The organism is Bacteroides sp. Phil13 (genome assembly GCF_001940965.1).
Taxonomy (GTDB): domain Bacteria; phylum Bacteroidota; class Bacteroidia; order Bacteroidales; family Bacteroidaceae; genus Bacteroides; species Bacteroides intestinalis.
Genome location: NZ_MSHA01000093.1, coordinates 19,360 through 33,807, shown reverse-complemented (window position 1 = coordinate 33,807; position 14,448 = coordinate 19,360). Strand labels below are relative to the sequence as shown.

Here is a 14,448-nt window from a genome sequence, read left to right as displayed (position 1 = left end):
AATGATTAATACGTTCTGTCTCCAAAGATTTTGCTTCCTACGCGTATCAGAGTACTTCCAGCCGCAATAGCTTGGTGATAATCGTGGGACATTCCCATGGACAACTCCCGAAAAGCCTCTGTGTCGGCAAACCATGAGTCTTTCACTTCTTTGAAGAAGCTACTTAATGAACAAAATTCCTTCTCTATTTGTTCATTGTCGTCTGTATTTGTCGCCATGCCCATCAAGCCGCATAATTGTATGTTACTGAGAGTTTTCCATTCACCTTCCGCTAACATATCCCGACATTCGTCAAAACTGAAACCAAATTTAGTCTCTTCCTCTGCAATGTGTAGTTGCAGCAGGCAGTTGACCACTTTCCCGGCCTTTTCGGCCTGTTTATTGACCTCAACAAGAAGCTTGTATGAATCAATGCCGTGAATCAGAGCTACGTAGGGTACAATATACTTTATTTTATTAGTTTGCAGATGCCCGATAAAATGCCATTCAATGTCTTTGGGAAGGCTTTCGTACTTGGCAGTCATTTCTTGCACCTTACTTTCACCGAACACTCGCTGCCCGGAGCGATAAGCTTCTTCTATCGCTTCATTGGGGTGAAATTTGGAAACAGCTACCAATCGCACCCCTTCAGGTAGTTCGTTCAGCACTTGTTGAAGATTATCTGCAATATTCATGATACTAATATATATATATTAAACCTCCGGTTTATCATTGGGTTCTGCACTGTACGGATATACATCCATAAGAGGTGTTTCGGACACTAAAGCGATTTGATAATCAGCCATTGTACCCTTCATACCTTCATCCAGCTTCTTAACGGCATCACGGAGGTCGGCAGCTTGTACCAATACCTGAGTCGATGTTTTCTTTTCAGCTCCACTCTTTTCATCCAGAGTGATGAAGACCAGTTTACATTTGAACCAGCGATCTGCGGCTTCTTCTTCGCTTGGGAATAATTCGCTATAGTTAGCACGTTTGATGTCCGATACCGTAAACTCTCCTGAAATAAACGGTGTCATTTCCTCAATAATACGTGCTTCTGCTTCCGTGAAGCTGAGTGCGTCTACCAAATAGGGTTCGGTTACTTTCTTGTTCATTCCGTTTTCCATTACTTTCTCGTAACGGATTTTGCACTCAAACCATGTATGCATTGCCATAATTTCTTTGTTTTTTAATTATGAATTTATATTCTTGTTATAAAACTGACCACAAAGATAATGCAAACGAAGGGTAGAATAAAATGAATCTATTCATTTTTTATGGGAAGAGCGGAATTGAAATCTTACAGAGATGAGGTCGTTTTCTTTCATGGTAACTCTTTTTATCCCCCATGCTAATCCTGTTCGCATGTCGCGGTAAAGACCGTTACATGTCGCGGTAAAGACCGTTACATGACGCGGTAAAGGTCGTTACAATATGGGGTAAAGACCGTTACATGCTGAGGTAAATGCTTTTACATTATGATGTGAACAGTTGGTAAATACAATGCTTTCATAATTAGATGATTAACGTTTCTAGAACTTAATACTAGGACTTGTGGAAAGCTGAAAAGGAAAAATTGTCTATTATAGAAAGAAGATTTTTTCTTGTTTCTTTTTATAACCAGCTTCCGGTATGGAAATGTGTATTCCTACATAATTTGCTTTGCCATCTTCGAAATAAGTGATGTAAAATAAAAGGGGGAAAGTGCGCGAACTTGCTGTATTTCATTGCTTAATGATATTGTGATTTTTCACTGTTATTGCTGTTCTTTGGCACTGTTAAACCTATAAAAACAACAAAATTATGGTAGTAGCTTATTTAAGAGTGAGTACAGAAAAGCAGTTTCTGGCTAATCAACGTGAAGAACTTCTGCGCTTTGCAGAGAAAAATGGATTGAAGATTGACAAGTGGTACACTGAGACAGTGAGTGGGAGTGTGAGTAGTAAGGAACGAAAGCTGTCGGGGATGTTGAACCGGATGCAGCGGGGGGATACGTTGATTGTAACGGAGATTTCGAGATTGAGTCGCACCTTGTTGGAAATCATGACTATTCTCAATTCGTGTATAAAGAAAGAAATTATTTTGTACAGCACGAAAGAGGGATATGTTTTTCAAAATGACATTAACAGTAAAGTATTGGGGTTTGCATTTGGATTGATGGCGGAGATAGAACGTAATTTGATTTCCATGCGAACTAAGGAAGCGTTGGCAAGACGAAAACAGGAAGGGGTCAAGTTAGGACGTAAAAAGGGGACCTGCCCTGCAATGCGGGTACTCCGTGAGAATAAGAGACGTTTGATGCGTGAATCCAGACGAGGTGTTTCTTGTTCGGAATTAGCCCGTCAAATGGGAGTATCCAGAACCACCATGCACCGCTTTCTGAAGTGTAACTAATGAAAAAGCGAGTTGGCAAGTTCCTGTTGCCAGGTTCTTTAGTCAACTCGTTTTTCCGGGCTGGATTGCTACTTATTCTACTGGAATTTCTTTTGGAATTTCTTTTTCTTCATTTTTATCTTTCATACTTCTTCCTCGCTTATGAAGGTTCTTCAATTCAAAAGACAACATAATACGGAAAAATCCGATAATAAGGAATGCAAATGAGATCATGTAGACAGCATACATGGCACCTATTGCCGGTTGCCACAGAATGAGGAGTGAACAAATCACAGCTAATATGCCGAAGGCAATATACCATCCCCAGTCTCTGGTACCATATCTTTTCAGATCCATGGCATAGCCGATGGAAGAAAAGCCGCGGAACATTAACCAGAATGCGATGATGAATGGAATTACTTCCATGCTTAACAGCGGATAAGCTATCAGATAGAAACCTAATACCATGTCGATGATACCACCTGCCAGATACCAACCCCAGCTGGAAACATTCTTCCGGTTGCTTACGGCGAAAGAAATCTCTAACAAACCGCTGAACAGCATCGATATACTGAACAGAATACTCAAAACTGCATAACCGCTGAACGGAGCAAACATCAGACTTATAGCAACTACTACATAGAGTATACCAAGTAGGAGAGACATCCACCAGTTTTTTACTTCGTATTGAAGTTCGTCAAATAAAGTTTTCATGCAAATTTAATTTTAAATGGTTATTGTAATCATGTTTGTGAGAGTAACAATTTGCAGTTGGAAAAGTTTTGGGCGAACTTTTCCAACAGTTCGTTTGTTATATAGACATATAAAACAAGAAAACTATGGCTACAACAAAATTTAAAGGACAGCCGGTTAAGATTATCGGCGAGTTTATAAAAGTAGGGACAGTTGCTCCCGACTTCGAGTTAGTAAAAACAGATCTTTCTTCTTTCTTTTTGAAAGATTTGAAAGGTAAGAATGTAATATTGAATATCTTTCCAAGTTTGGATACCAGTGTTTGTGCAACATCTGTGCGCAAGTTCAACAAGCTGGCAGCGAGTCTGCCAGATACAGTGGTTTTGGCGATTTCCAAAGATTTGCCTTTTGCCCATGCACGGTTCTGTACTACGGAAGGTATTGAAAATGTAATTCCTTTGTCTGATTTCCGTTTCTCTGATTTTGATGAAAGTTACGGTGTGCGTATGGCAGATGGACCGTTGGGTGGCTTGCTGGCACGTGCAGTAGTTATTGTCGGTAAGGATGGAAAGGTTGCATACACTGAACTGGTACCTGAAATTACCCAGGAGCCGGACTATGACAAAGCAATAGAGGCTGTAAAGTAGTAAACCTCAGATTTTAATAAGCAATTAGAAAAGACCAGGTGTATAGTAGTCGTGAGACTATTATACACCATTTCTTTTTTATATCCGTATGCAACTGTTGTATAAAATTCCAATGTGTTTTTCGGATATTTTTGATTGATTTATAGTGAGTAACTGGCTTTTTTTGTTTTACTTTGCGTCCTATAAATCAAGTATTAATAGGTTAATTGATAAAGAAAAAGATGGAACGAGGTTTAAAAGACTACGCCCTACTCATGCTGAAAGGTGTGGGAATGGGAGCAGCTGATGTGGTTCCCGGTGTATCGGGGGGGACAATTGCTTTTATTGTAGGTATTTATGACGAATTGGTAGATTCGATAAAAAGCATTAACGGAAAAAGTCTAAAGTTGTTTTTCACAGGAAAATGGGGAGCATTCTGGAAAGCGATTAACGGTAATTTTCTGATCTCTCTGCTGGCGGGAATTGGAATCAGCGTATTTTCATTAGCTAAAATTATCACATGGTTGCTTACGGACCATCCGGTTATGGTTTGGGCTTTCTTTTTCGGACTGGTACTGGCATCCACATGGTTTGTAGGAAAAGACATAAAGGAATGGAACAAGAAAACGATTCCGGCATTTATTATAGGTGTGGCAGTTGCATATTATATTACGGTAGCAACTCCTGCAGAAACTCCTTCCAACTTATTTTTTATATTCCTTTGTGGAGCGATTGCCATTTGTGCTATGATATTGCCGGGTATATCGGGAAGCTTTATTTTGGTACTGTTAGGTAAGTACTTTTTTATAATGGAGGCTGTCAAAACACTTGATATAACGGTTTTATTAGTGTTTTTTGTGGGTGCTTTTATTGGTATAACTTCTTTCTCACGTGTTCTTTCGTACGCATTAAAGCATTTCCGCAATATTACATTGGCTGTATTGACAGGTTTCATGTTGGGATCACTAAACAAAGTGTGGCCTTGGAAGGAAACTATAGAAACTTTTACTGATAGTCATGGGGTAGTGAAACCATTGGTTGAAAGTAATATTCTGCCCAATCAGTATGTTGTTGAGGCTGTAGTATTGATGATAGTGGGTTTCTTCCTGGTATATTTCCTGGAAAAGCTTTCTACTCGTAGTGCTAAATAAGAGATAGCAAACAAATATCTTGAGGGTATATATAAAATAGAGAGTAAAGATTCCTTTACTCTCTATTTCTTTTTATTGCAATGCTTTTATGATGTTTTGCATATAAGCGGCCAGGTCTTCCCGGTCTTCACTTTCCATAAGCATCTGCATCTTCTCCAATTCTTTTAAATCGAATGGGCGGGGGCATTTCTGATTATACTTTATGAAGTTCTCTTTATCATGCAGCGTCATGTAGAGTACCGTCAACTTCTCGTTGATACCATCAAAGTCCGGTTCCAATTCGCAGACACGTTCAAAAGCTAGCTTGGCATAATCCAGACAACCGATTTCCATGCTATGCATACCTATTTCATTCCAGGTGTCGGCAGTAGGAGAGCAATCCAAGGCCTTTGCCCACTGCTTTATTCCTTTGTCGTAGTCCCCTTCTTCAATGTATATGCGACCTTCTATCAGAAGAGATTCCGGCTCTTCCGGTGACAGTTTATGTGCTTTTTTACAATATTGGTGTGCTTTGCGTTTCTTCCCCATCTTGGAGAGGCAAAGCCCTGCATTGGCATATAAGCTGGGCAGTATTGGAGAAGCAACTTCATCTGTTTCATTTTCCAGAATTGCCTTCTCCAGATTTTCATAACCTTCCTTCCATTCTCCTTTGGATACCTTGCATAATCCAATGTATGTATAGATAAATTCGGGAGCAAGTCCATGAAGCTCTTCCGCTTTCTGATAATGCTCCAGAGCAGCATCTTCGTTACCTAATTGGTAGAAGCAATGCCCTTTCATTACATAGGCGTCTGCAAATTCATCGTCACCCACCAATGCATAATCGCAAGCATCAATAGCTTGGTTGAAGTTCATCTCTTCGAAGTGGCATCTTGCCAATCCGAACCAGTAAGGAGCCGAATATGGATTCATGTCTATGAGGCGGTTATATAAAGGAATTGCTTCCTCGGTCATGCCTTTGCCATAAAGGCAGTCTGCAACCACGGCAATATAGACTTCTTCATCAGAATATTCTTCCTTTACCGGATCGAGCCATGCCAAGGCTTTATCCGGATACCCCATGTCAAGATACATATAGGATACATCTACCACATTTGCCAGATCAGCTTTATCTTCAATCGTGTCGAGTAACTGTTCGGCATCATCCAGTTTACCTTCACTCAATAGCAAATGGGCACGCACCACTTTTGCTTCGGGCGAATAAGTATCGGGAAGATTCTCAATGATTTCACGTGCTTTCGCTTTCTTTCCGTTATCCAGATGCAGGTAAGCGTATTCAATCATAAGTTCAGTGCTATCGGGATGCAGCTTTAATCCATATTCTGCAATCTCAAAAGCCTTATTATATCTTTTCCTTGTACCATACCAGTCGGCAAGATCAGCTAACTCATCTGCATCCTGATAGAACGGTTTGCTTTCGGCCATTGCCGCTTCATATTGTTCGGCAAGTTCCTGTAACTCTTTATCCCTGCCGGACAGCAGGTTTTTATTGCTCATTAATTGTTTACTCCTATAATCCTATTTTTATTTGTTTATTTTGCCCCAGGTATCTTTCAAGCCTACAGTGCGGTTGAATACCATTTTCTCTGGTGTGGAGTCTGGATCTACGTTGAAATATCCGATGCGCTGGAACTGCAAATAAGTAAGCGGTTTCATGCCGGCAGCGTATTTTTCAATGTAGCAATGAGGCAATATATTCAGTGAGTCCGGATTGATGATGTCTTTCATTGCTTCCAGTGCATCACAGTTTTTAGCTTCGCGGATAGCAGCCAGTTCGTCACGTGGGTTTTCCACTTTCCAAAGGCGGTCGTAGAGGCGTACTTCTGCTTCAAGGCAATGATCACAACTTACCCAGTGCAGGGTACCTTTCACCTTACGATTTGCTTCGGGCATACCGCTCTTGGTGTTCGGATCATATTCGCAATATACTTCAACTACTTCTCCGGCTTCATTTTTCTTGCAACCGGTACATTTTACGATATAAGCACTCTTTAAGCGTACTTCCTGGCCCGGAGTCATACGGAAGTATTTCTTCGGAGCATCTTCCATGAAGTCTTCGCGTTCCATCCACAGTTCGCGGCTGAACTCAATGAAGTGGCTGCCTTCTTCCGGCTTTTCCGGATTATTGATTGCTTCCAGTTCTTCCACTTTTCCTTCAGGATAGTTGGTGATAATCAGTTTTACCGGGTTCATTACTGCCGAGATACGGGTTGCACGGGTGTTAAGATCTTCGCGTAAAGCACTTTCCAGCAAAGCGAATTCATTGAGTGCATCGTATGTGGTATATCCTATTTTGTCAATAAACTTGTGGATGGCTTCAGGTGAGTATCCGCGACGGCGGAAACCACAGATAGTCGGCATACGGGGATCATCCCATCCGTTCACCAGTTTTTCTTTTACCAGAATCAGCAGGTTGCGCTTGCTCATCAGGGTATAGCTGAGATTCAGCTTATTGAATTCGTACTGATGGGGGCGGTTATCATCCAGATCTTTACCCTCCTTTACCCAGTCTACAAAGAGATCATAGAGCGGACGGTGGGGAACAAATTCCAATGTACAGAGAGAGTGCGTTACACCTTCAAAGTAGTCACTTTGTCCGTGAGCGAAATCATACATCGGATAGGCCTTCCACGTTGTACCAGTACGGTGATGCGGATGGTTCACTACGCGATAGATGATAGGATCGCGGAAGTGCATATTCGGGTTTGCCATATCAATCTTGGCACGAAGCACCATAGCGCCTTCTGCTATTTCACCTGTATTCATTTTCTTGAACAGGGAGAGGCTTTCCTCTATCGGACGGTTACGGTAAGGACTTTCCACACCCGGTTGGGTAGGAGCGCCTTTCTGCTGTGCTATTTGTTCCGAAGTCTGCTCGTCGATATATGCTTTACCTTCTTCAATAAGGCGGATGGCAAAGTCCCATAATTGCTGGAAGTAATCGGATGCGTAGTATTCATTACCCCACTGGTAACCCAGCCATTGGATATCTTCCTTGATAGCTTCTACATATTCCACATCTTCTTTGGTCGGATTCGTATCATCGAAACGCAAATTACAAATGCCATTGTGGTCGGCTGCAATACCAAAATCAAGGCAAATAGCCTTGGCATGTCCGATGTGGAGGTATCCGTTGGGCTCCGGCGGGAAACGTGTTTGCACTTTACCACCATTTTTACCCTCTTTCAAGTCTTTCTCAACAATTTGTTCAATGAAGTTGAGGCTCTTTTTTTCGCCTGCTTCTTCGCTCTTAATATCTGCCATAATTGGTATGTATATATTCTAAAAATCGAGCTACAAAAGTAAGACATTTTTTTCGTATATCCTTATTTCACGGGAATATATCCACTCTTTTTAATGATTTCCTGACCTGCAGGTGAAAGGATGAAATCAATGAGAGGACTTGCTTGTTCAGAGTTTTCTGTGTTATAATAATAGTATAGAGGCCGCACAATGGGGTAACTCTTATCTGTAGCACTCTCCATAGTGGGTGGGGCAAAGTGTGTCCCGTCGTAAGAAATGGACAGTGATTTGACACGAGGGGAAAGATAAGCCAATCCTACGTATCCTATTGCTCCCTTCGTCTGGCTGACAGATTGTATAATGGCACCGGTGGCAGGCATAGAGAGGCTGCTACTCATATAATTTTTATTTTTGAGAACACTTTCTTTGAAGAATTCATAAGTACCCGAAGATGTTTCGCGAGAGTACACCACGATTTTACGGTCATCTCCACCCACTTGCTTCCAATTCGTAATCTTACCTCGGAAGATATCTTCCAGTTGTTGGCGCGTCAGTTGCTTTACGGGATTGGAGGGGTGAACCACAACGGCAAGGGCATCGTAAGCTACGATCACTTCTTCCACTTCTTTTCCGGCTGTCTTTACTTTCATCTTCTCACTGAATTTAATGGGGCGGGATGCCATGGCAATATCTGTCGTTCCGTCCAATAGAGCGGAAATACCCACTCCGGTGCCACCACCGGTTACGGTAACACGGGCGTCGGGATTGAGGGCCATAAATCTTTCGGCAGTCTGTTGTGCTACAGGTAGTACGGTGTCACTGCCTTTGATGCGTTGCGCCTGTAGGCTGCTTACAGCCAATGTCAGGAATAGGATGATACTTATTGTTTTCATTTTATTCAAAATTGTTTTTTATTCTATTTATAATGAATTTTATTATACTCAAAAGTGGGTGATAATAGAACCCAAATATTATTCTATTTGTTTATTGCTTGCAAATAAAACAATTGCGCATTACAATCTAATTACAAAACTTGTGTTTTTGGAGGTTGTAACGCTTTTGTAATAGGTTTGAAACATTTCTTTCAAACCTTAGTCACACTCTCTTAACATCGACGTGGTTTCTTTGCATACGAAATTCAATAGGCATTTATGAAGAAGCTTTTTGAGAAAATAATAGAAGGAGTGTTAGCTTGTAGCGGTTTTGTAACAAGCATCACCATTGTGCTCATCATTCTGTTTCTTTTTTCCGAGGCGTTGGGACTGTTCAACAGCCGGGTAATTGAAGAAGGATATGTATTGGCACTGAATAAAGATAATAAGGTAAGTGAGCTGACCCCGGCTCAGATAAAAGATGTTTTCGATGAGGAGATAACAAACTGGAATGAAGTCGGGGGGCAGGATATGTCCATCCGGCTTTTCCGTTTGGAAGATATCACTCAGTATTATACCGAGGAAGAACTGGGGGCAGCTTATGAACATGCCGGAGTAAAGATTACCGAACTGGTGGAACGTACGCCAGGCATTATTGCTTTTGTACCGCAACAGTTTATTGTTCGTCCGGATTCCGTCCACTTATTGCAGGATAACACCATTTCGGTGAAAGATGTCTTTGCGGGGGCGGAATGGTTTCCGACGGCTACACCTGCCGCACAATTCGGTTTTCTACCCTTAATAACCGGTACACTGTGGGTGAGTTTATTTGCCATCCTGATAGCATTGCCTTTTGGGCTTTCAGTTGCTATCTATATGTCCGAAGTGGCAAATTCCAGGATACGTAATCTGCTGAAACCGATCATTGAGTTGCTGAGTGGCATTCCATCGGTGGTCTATGGTTTCTTCGGACTGATTGTGATTGTACCATTCATCCAGAAAGTATTCAATCTGCCTGTGGGTGAAAGTGGACTGGCGGGAAGCATCGTATTGGCTATAATGGCATTGCCTACGATTATAACGGTGACGGAAGATGCCATGCGCAACTGTCCCCGTGCCATGCGGGAAGCCAGCCTTGCATTGGGAGCTTCACAATGGCAGACCATATATAAGGTGGTGATACCTTATTCCGTATCAGGTATCACTTCCGGCGTGGTATTGGGAATCGGGCGTGCTATCGGTGAAACAATGGCGGTACTGATGGTGACAGGTAATGCGGCAGTCATACCGCATACCATTCTGGAGCCGTTGCGTACCATACCTGCAACGATTGCAGCGGAACTGGGAGAAGCACCTGCCGGGGGAGCACATTATGAAGCCTTATTTCTTTTGGGTGTAGTGCTGTTCTTTATTAGTTTGCTGATAAACTTCACGGTAGAAGCTGTGTCAGCCCGGAAAAGATAATGTCTTATAGAGAAAAGAAAAATAAGTATGATAGATAGGAAACATCTTTCGCAACGTATTGCATTCGGAATATTCCGTTTGCTGAGCCTGACAGTGGTGGGGATACTCTTTGCCATTCTCGGCTTCATTATATATAAAGGTGTGGGAGTTATCAGCTGGGAGTTCCTGACTACTGCCCCCACGGACGGTATGACGGCAGGAGGTATTTTCCCCGCCATTGTCGGAACATTCTATCTGATGATAGGCAGTGCCCTGTTTGCCTTCCCGGTAGGAGTGATGAGTGGAATCTACATGAATGAGTATGCGCCGAAAGGCTGGGTAGTCCGGTTCATCCGTATGATGACAAATAACCTGAGCGGCATACCTTCCATTGTTTTTGGTCTTTTCGGTATGGCTTTATTTGTTAACTATATGGGATTTGGCGATAGCATCCTGGCCGGTTCACTTACGTTGGGATTGTTGTGTGTGCCTTTGGTTATCCGTACCACAGAGGAAGCGTTGAAAGCCATTCCCGATACTTTGCGTGAGGGAAGCCGTGCGTTAGGGGCCACTAAGTTGCAGACTATCTGGCACGTTGTTCTGCCTATGGCGATGCCTAATGTGATTACGGGGTTGATTCTGGCTCTGGGACGTGTCTCCGGCGAGACTGCACCTATCTTGTTTACTTGTGCCGCCTATTTCCTTCCACAACTCCCCACAAGTATACTCGACCAGTGTATGGCATTGCCCTATCATCTGTATGTTATTTCTACCAGTGGCACAGATATGGATGCCCAGCTTCCACTGGCTTATGGCACGGCTCTGGTCTTAATCGTAATCATCCTTTTGGTAAATCTTCTGGCAAATGCTTTGCGAAAATATTTCGAGAAAAAAGTAAAGATGAACTAACAGGAATAAAACAGAAAATAAAATGATTGGTAAAATAGAAACAAATAATGTAAACTTCTGGTATGGAGATTTCCATGCTTTGAAAGGTATCAGCATGTCGATAGAAGAACGTTCGGTAGTAGCATTTATTGGACCTTCGGGATGTGGCAAATCTACTTTCCTCCGGTTGTTCAATCGTATGAACGATCTTATTCCCAATACCCGCCTGACAGGTGAGATTCATATCGATGGAGAGAATATCTATGGAAAAGATATTCAGGTAGATGAACTTCGCAAGAAGGTAGGTATGGTATTTCAGCGTCCTAATCCTTTTCCGAAAAGCATCTTTGAGAATGTGGCCTATGGACTTCGAGTGAATGGCGTGACAGACAGTAGCTTCATCCGCCAGCGTGTAGAAGAATCCTTGAAAGGGGCAGCTTTGTGGGATGAAGTAAAGGATAAACTGAAAGTTTCTGCCTATGCACTTTCCGGCGGACAGCAGCAGCGTCTTTGCATAGCTCGTGCCATGGCTGTATCTCCCTCCGTGTTACTGATGGACGAACCGGCTTCTGCACTCGATCCCATTTCTACGGCTAAGGTAGAAGAACTTATTCACGAACTGAAAGAGCAGTATACGATTGTTATCGTTACACACAATATGCAGCAGGCTGCTCGCGTTAGTGATAAAACAGCGTTCTTTTATCTGGGGCAAATGGTGGAGTTTGACGATACCAAGAAAATATTTACGAACCCTGATAAGGTGGAGACTCAGAATTACATTACGGGACGCTTCGGGTAAGCGTTTGTTTCCTGTGGAGAAACAAAAAGGAACCTCGGGCTTCCTTTAATTTATGATACAAGTAATCTTAAAATAGAAATTTATGGTAAAGTTTATCGAATCGGAACTCGTCTTGCTGAAAAAAGAAATAGACGAAATGTGGACCTTAGTATATAACCAGCTCGACAGGGCAGGGGAGGCTGTGTTGACCTTTGACCGTGAACTGGCGCAACAGGTACTGGTACGTGAACGTCGTGTGAATGCCCTAGAATTGAAGATAGACAGCGATATTGAAGATATCATTGCTTTGTATAATCCTGTAGCCATCGACCTGCGCTTTGTGCTTGCCATGCTGAAGATCAATACGAATCTGGAGCGTCTTGGTGACTTTGCCGAGGGTATTGCCCGCTTCGTTCTGAATTGCAAGGAACCGGTTCTTGATCCGGAACTTCTGAAACGATTGCGCTTGGAAGAAATGCAGAGGCAGGTACTTGCTATGCTGGAGCTTGCCAAGAAAGCTCTTCAGGAAGAAAATCAGGATTTGGCGACTTCGGTATTTGCTAAAGATAATTTATTGGATGAAATCAATGCAGAAGCTACTACTGTTTTAGCAGACTACATTGCCCAGCATCCCGAGGCTGTACTGCCCTGTTTGAACCTGGTAAGTGTGTTCCGTAAGTTGGAGCGTTCCGGCGACCACATCACTAACATTGCAGAAGAAATAGTCTTCTTTATCGATGCAAAAGTGTTAAAACATAGCGGAAAAACAGACGAACATTACCCTTTAACTAAGAAATAAGCTCTTTTTTAGATAAAATTTAGTGTTTGTTAGAAAAATGATATATATTTGTCCACTGAAAACGATTGCGGGTGTAGAAAGGCTACATAAGTGGTAATAAAACCAAAGAAATTTCAAAAAGATGTTATAAGACATGTTTTTAAATTTGGTAAGTATCTCGAAAAGCCGCTATATTTGCAGCGTTATCCTGAAAACAATCTTTTTACCTTAAAAAAAAACTAATACCTATTGAAAACTGAAAAATGGGGCTTTGTGAAAAGCTCCATTTTTTTTGTACCTATGTCACATTTATTTCGTATCTTTAGAGAAGATAAACTGCATCTCGGCAGAACTTTTTCATGCAAGCATGAAAGTTCTGCGCTCAATTTGCATTATCTTTGTACCACCAGAATGAGGAATTGTAAATCACTAAATTATAAATAGACTTATGTTTTCCGGAATAGTAGAAGAATGCGCCACCCTCGTGGCATTGGTAAAAGAACAAGAGAACGTACACTTCACGTTCAAGTGCTCATTTGTAAATGAATTGAAGATAGACCAAAGTGTGTCTCACAATGGTGTGTGCCTTACGGTAGTCAGCATGACGGAGGATTCCTATACGGTTACTGCCATGAAGGAAACATTGGAACGTTCCAATCTTGGCTTTCTGAAAGTCGGGGATGTAGTGAACGTAGAACGCAGCATGATGATGAACGGCCGTCTGGACGGGCATATTGTGCAGGGACATGTGGACCAGACTGCCACTTGCATAAATGTGGAAGATGCCGAAGGAAGTTATTACTTTACTTTCCGGTATACTTTCGATAAGGAAATGGCCAAGCGTGGATATATCACGGTAGACAAAGGTTCGGTAACCGTGAACGGGGTAAGCCTGACAGTGTGCAACCCGACAGACGATACTTTCCAGGTAGCTATTATTCCTTACACTTTCGAGCATACGAACTTCCACGATATCAAAGCAGGTAGTGTAGTGAATCTTGAATTTGATATTATCGGCAAGTATATCAGCCGGATGATACAGTTTAACTAATAGATATGGAAGATTTTCTGAAGTTAGTTGCTTCTCGGCAGAGCGACCGTGCTTATGATATGAGCCGTCCTGTTGAGCCTGAGAAGCTGGAACGGATATTGGAAGCTGCCCGTCTGGCACCTTCGGCTTGTAATGCGCAGCCGTGGAAGTTTGTTGTAATTAATGATCCGGAGTTGTCCGTCAAAGTAGGTAAGGCCACTGCCGGACTGGGAATGAATAAGTTTGCTAAAGATGCTCCTGTACACATTTTGGTGGTGGAGGAATCAATGAACGTAACTTCATTTCTGGGTGCAAAGATTAAAGACAAGTATTTCCCTTTAATAGATATTGGCATTGCCACTGCTCATATCACATTGGCTGCCGAGAGTGAAGGGTTGGGCTCTTGTATTCTCGGTTGGTTTGATGAGAAAGAAATCAAGAAGCTGACCGGTATTCCCTCTTCCAAACGCTTGCTGTTGGTTATCACCATTGGCTATTCCGTGAAAGAGAAGCGGAAGAAAGCAAGAAAGCCGAAAGAAAAGGTGGTTTCTTACAATAAATACTGATTTAGTGATTAGCGGTAAGTGATAA

15 protein-coding genes are annotated in these 14,448 nt (G+C 42.2%); 9 read left to right on the top strand and 6 right to left on the bottom strand.

All coding sequences use genetic code 11. The annotated features are described in order from the left end of the window. Positions 1 to 5 precede the first annotated feature (5 nt). Positions 6 to 674: a YggS family pyridoxal phosphate-dependent enzyme gene (locus BWI44_RS18545; RefSeq protein ID WP_118223796.1), complete on the bottom strand. Its 669-nt coding sequence runs from the start codon at positions 672 to 674 to the stop codon at positions 6 to 8. Positions 675 to 692: 18 nt separating this feature from the next. Further along, a complete protein-coding gene (locus tag BWI44_RS18540) occupies positions 693 to 1,157 on the bottom strand; it encodes a DUF4494 domain-containing protein (RefSeq protein ID WP_007664937.1) in 465 nt (154 codons plus the stop codon). A gap of 625 nt (positions 1,158 to 1,782) precedes the next feature. Here BWI44_RS18540 and BWI44_RS18535 point away from each other — a divergent pair. After that, complete coding sequence (locus BWI44_RS18535) at positions 1,783 to 2,376, top strand: master DNA invertase Mpi family serine-type recombinase (RefSeq protein ID WP_270460710.1); 594 nt, start codon at positions 1,783 to 1,785, stop codon at positions 2,374 to 2,376. 72 nt (positions 2,377 to 2,448) lie between these two features. On the opposite strand, the gene BWI44_RS18530 is transcribed toward BWI44_RS18535, so the two are convergent. Continuing rightward, entirely contained in the window at positions 2,449 to 3,069 is a 621-nt protein-coding gene (locus BWI44_RS18530; protein ID WP_195209682.1) for an HdeD family acid-resistance protein, read from the bottom strand. Positions 3,070 to 3,194: 125 nt separating this feature from the next. Here BWI44_RS18530 and tpx point away from each other — a divergent pair, with 125 nt between their 5' ends. Next, positions 3,195 to 3,695 (top strand): thiol peroxidase, encoded by a 501-nt coding sequence (gene tpx / locus BWI44_RS18525; RefSeq protein WP_021967221.1) that lies wholly within the window; start codon positions 3,195 to 3,197, stop codon positions 3,693 to 3,695. A 221-nt stretch (positions 3,696 to 3,916) separates the two neighbouring features. Further along, positions 3,917 to 4,825 carry a polyprenyl-phosphate transporter gene (locus BWI44_RS18520; RefSeq protein ID WP_138292447.1) on the top strand — a complete coding sequence of 303 codons (909 nt, stop codon included), beginning with the start codon at positions 3,917 to 3,919 and terminating at the stop codon, positions 4,823 to 4,825. Between the two features lie 72 nt (positions 4,826 to 4,897). Here BWI44_RS18520 and BWI44_RS18515 read toward each other — a convergent pair whose 3' ends face one another. From BWI44_RS18515 to BWI44_RS18505, 3 genes are all read right to left on the bottom strand, one after another. Then, positions 4,898 to 6,322, bottom strand: coding sequence for a tetratricopeptide repeat protein (locus BWI44_RS18515; protein WP_195209681.1), 1,425 nt, complete (start codon positions 6,320 to 6,322; stop codon positions 4,898 to 4,900). A 27-nt stretch (positions 6,323 to 6,349) separates the two neighbouring features. After that, positions 6,350 to 8,089, bottom strand: coding sequence for a glutamine--tRNA ligase/YqeY domain fusion protein (locus BWI44_RS18510; RefSeq protein WP_195209680.1), 1,740 nt, complete (start codon positions 8,087 to 8,089; stop codon positions 6,350 to 6,352). Between the two features lie 62 nt (positions 8,090 to 8,151). Continuing rightward, on the bottom strand, positions 8,152 to 8,961 hold the full coding sequence (locus BWI44_RS18505) for a PstS family phosphate ABC transporter substrate-binding protein (RefSeq protein WP_195209679.1): 810 nt from the start codon (positions 8,959 to 8,961) through the stop codon (positions 8,152 to 8,154). Between the two features lie 258 nt (positions 8,962 to 9,219). Here BWI44_RS18505 and pstC point away from each other — a divergent pair, with 258 nt between their 5' ends. The 6 genes from pstC to BWI44_RS18475 all read left to right on the top strand — a co-directional run bounded on the left by pstC (position 9,220) and on the right by BWI44_RS18475 (position 14,423). After that, on the top strand, positions 9,220 to 10,404 hold the full coding sequence (gene pstC, locus BWI44_RS18500) for a phosphate ABC transporter permease subunit PstC (protein ID WP_195209678.1): 1,185 nt from the start codon (positions 9,220 to 9,222) through the stop codon (positions 10,402 to 10,404). Positions 10,405 to 10,431: 27 nt separating this feature from the next. Further along, the gene (gene pstA / locus BWI44_RS18495) at positions 10,432 to 11,292 is read left to right on the top strand and encodes a phosphate ABC transporter permease PstA (RefSeq protein ID WP_138292451.1); all 861 of its coding nucleotides are present in this window, start codon (positions 10,432 to 10,434) and stop codon (positions 11,290 to 11,292) included. A gap of 22 nt (positions 11,293 to 11,314) precedes the next feature. Beyond that, positions 11,315 to 12,070: a phosphate ABC transporter ATP-binding protein PstB gene (gene pstB, locus BWI44_RS18490; RefSeq protein ID WP_007664912.1), complete on the top strand. Its 756-nt coding sequence runs from the start codon at positions 11,315 to 11,317 to the stop codon at positions 12,068 to 12,070. An 82-nt stretch (positions 12,071 to 12,152) separates the two neighbouring features. Further along, positions 12,153 to 12,848, top strand: coding sequence for a phosphate signaling complex protein PhoU (gene phoU, locus BWI44_RS18485; protein WP_007664909.1), 696 nt, complete (start codon positions 12,153 to 12,155; stop codon positions 12,846 to 12,848). Between the two features lie 427 nt (positions 12,849 to 13,275). Next, a complete protein-coding gene (locus tag BWI44_RS18480; RefSeq protein WP_007664903.1) occupies positions 13,276 to 13,878 on the top strand; it encodes a riboflavin synthase in 603 nt (200 codons plus the stop codon). A gap of 5 nt (positions 13,879 to 13,883) precedes the next feature. After that, positions 13,884 to 14,423, top strand: a complete 540-nt coding sequence (locus BWI44_RS18475; RefSeq protein WP_007664900.1) for a nitroreductase family protein — start codon at positions 13,884 to 13,886, stop codon at positions 14,421 to 14,423. The last annotated feature ends 25 nt before the right edge of the window (positions 14,424 to 14,448 follow it).

Excerpts from the sequence above, each read along its gene's own strand:
- BWI44_RS18520 (WP_138292447.1), top strand. The coding sequence starts at position 3,917 with ATGGAACGAGGTTTAAAAGACTACGCCCTACTCATGCTGAAAGGTGTG.
- pstB (WP_007664912.1), top strand. The coding sequence starts at position 11,315 with ATGATTGGTAAAATAGAAACAAATAATGTAAACTTCTGGTATGGAGAT.
- BWI44_RS18480 (WP_007664903.1), top strand. The coding sequence starts at position 13,276 with ATGTTTTCCGGAATAGTAGAAGAATGCGCCACCCTCGTGGCATTGGTA.
- phoU (WP_007664909.1), top strand. The coding sequence starts at position 12,153 with ATGGTAAAGTTTATCGAATCGGAACTCGTCTTGCTGAAAAAAGAAATA.
- BWI44_RS18545 (WP_118223796.1), bottom strand. The coding sequence starts at position 674 with ATGAATATTGCAGATAATCTTCAACAAGTGCTGAACGAACTACCTGAA.
- BWI44_RS18515 (WP_195209681.1), bottom strand. The coding sequence starts at position 6,322 with ATGAGCAATAAAAACCTGCTGTCCGGCAGGGATAAAGAGTTACAGGAA.
- BWI44_RS18530 (WP_195209682.1), bottom strand. The coding sequence starts at position 3,069 with ATGAAAACTTTATTTGACGAACTTCAATACGAAGTAAAAAACTGGTGG.
- pstC (WP_195209678.1), top strand. The coding sequence starts at position 9,220 with ATGAAGAAGCTTTTTGAGAAAATAATAGAAGGAGTGTTAGCTTGTAGC.
- pstA (WP_138292451.1), top strand. The coding sequence starts at position 10,432 with ATGATAGATAGGAAACATCTTTCGCAACGTATTGCATTCGGAATATTC.
- BWI44_RS18540 (WP_007664937.1), bottom strand. The coding sequence starts at position 1,157 with ATGGCAATGCATACATGGTTTGAGTGCAAAATCCGTTACGAGAAAGTA.
- BWI44_RS18510 (WP_195209680.1), bottom strand. The coding sequence starts at position 8,089 with ATGGCAGATATTAAGAGCGAAGAAGCAGGCGAAAAAAAGAGCCTCAAC.
- BWI44_RS18475 (WP_007664900.1), top strand. The coding sequence starts at position 13,884 with ATGGAAGATTTTCTGAAGTTAGTTGCTTCTCGGCAGAGCGACCGTGCT.
- tpx (WP_021967221.1), top strand. The coding sequence starts at position 3,195 with ATGGCTACAACAAAATTTAAAGGACAGCCGGTTAAGATTATCGGCGAG.
- BWI44_RS18505 (WP_195209679.1), bottom strand. The coding sequence starts at position 8,961 with ATGAAAACAATAAGTATCATCCTATTCCTGACATTGGCTGTAAGCAGC.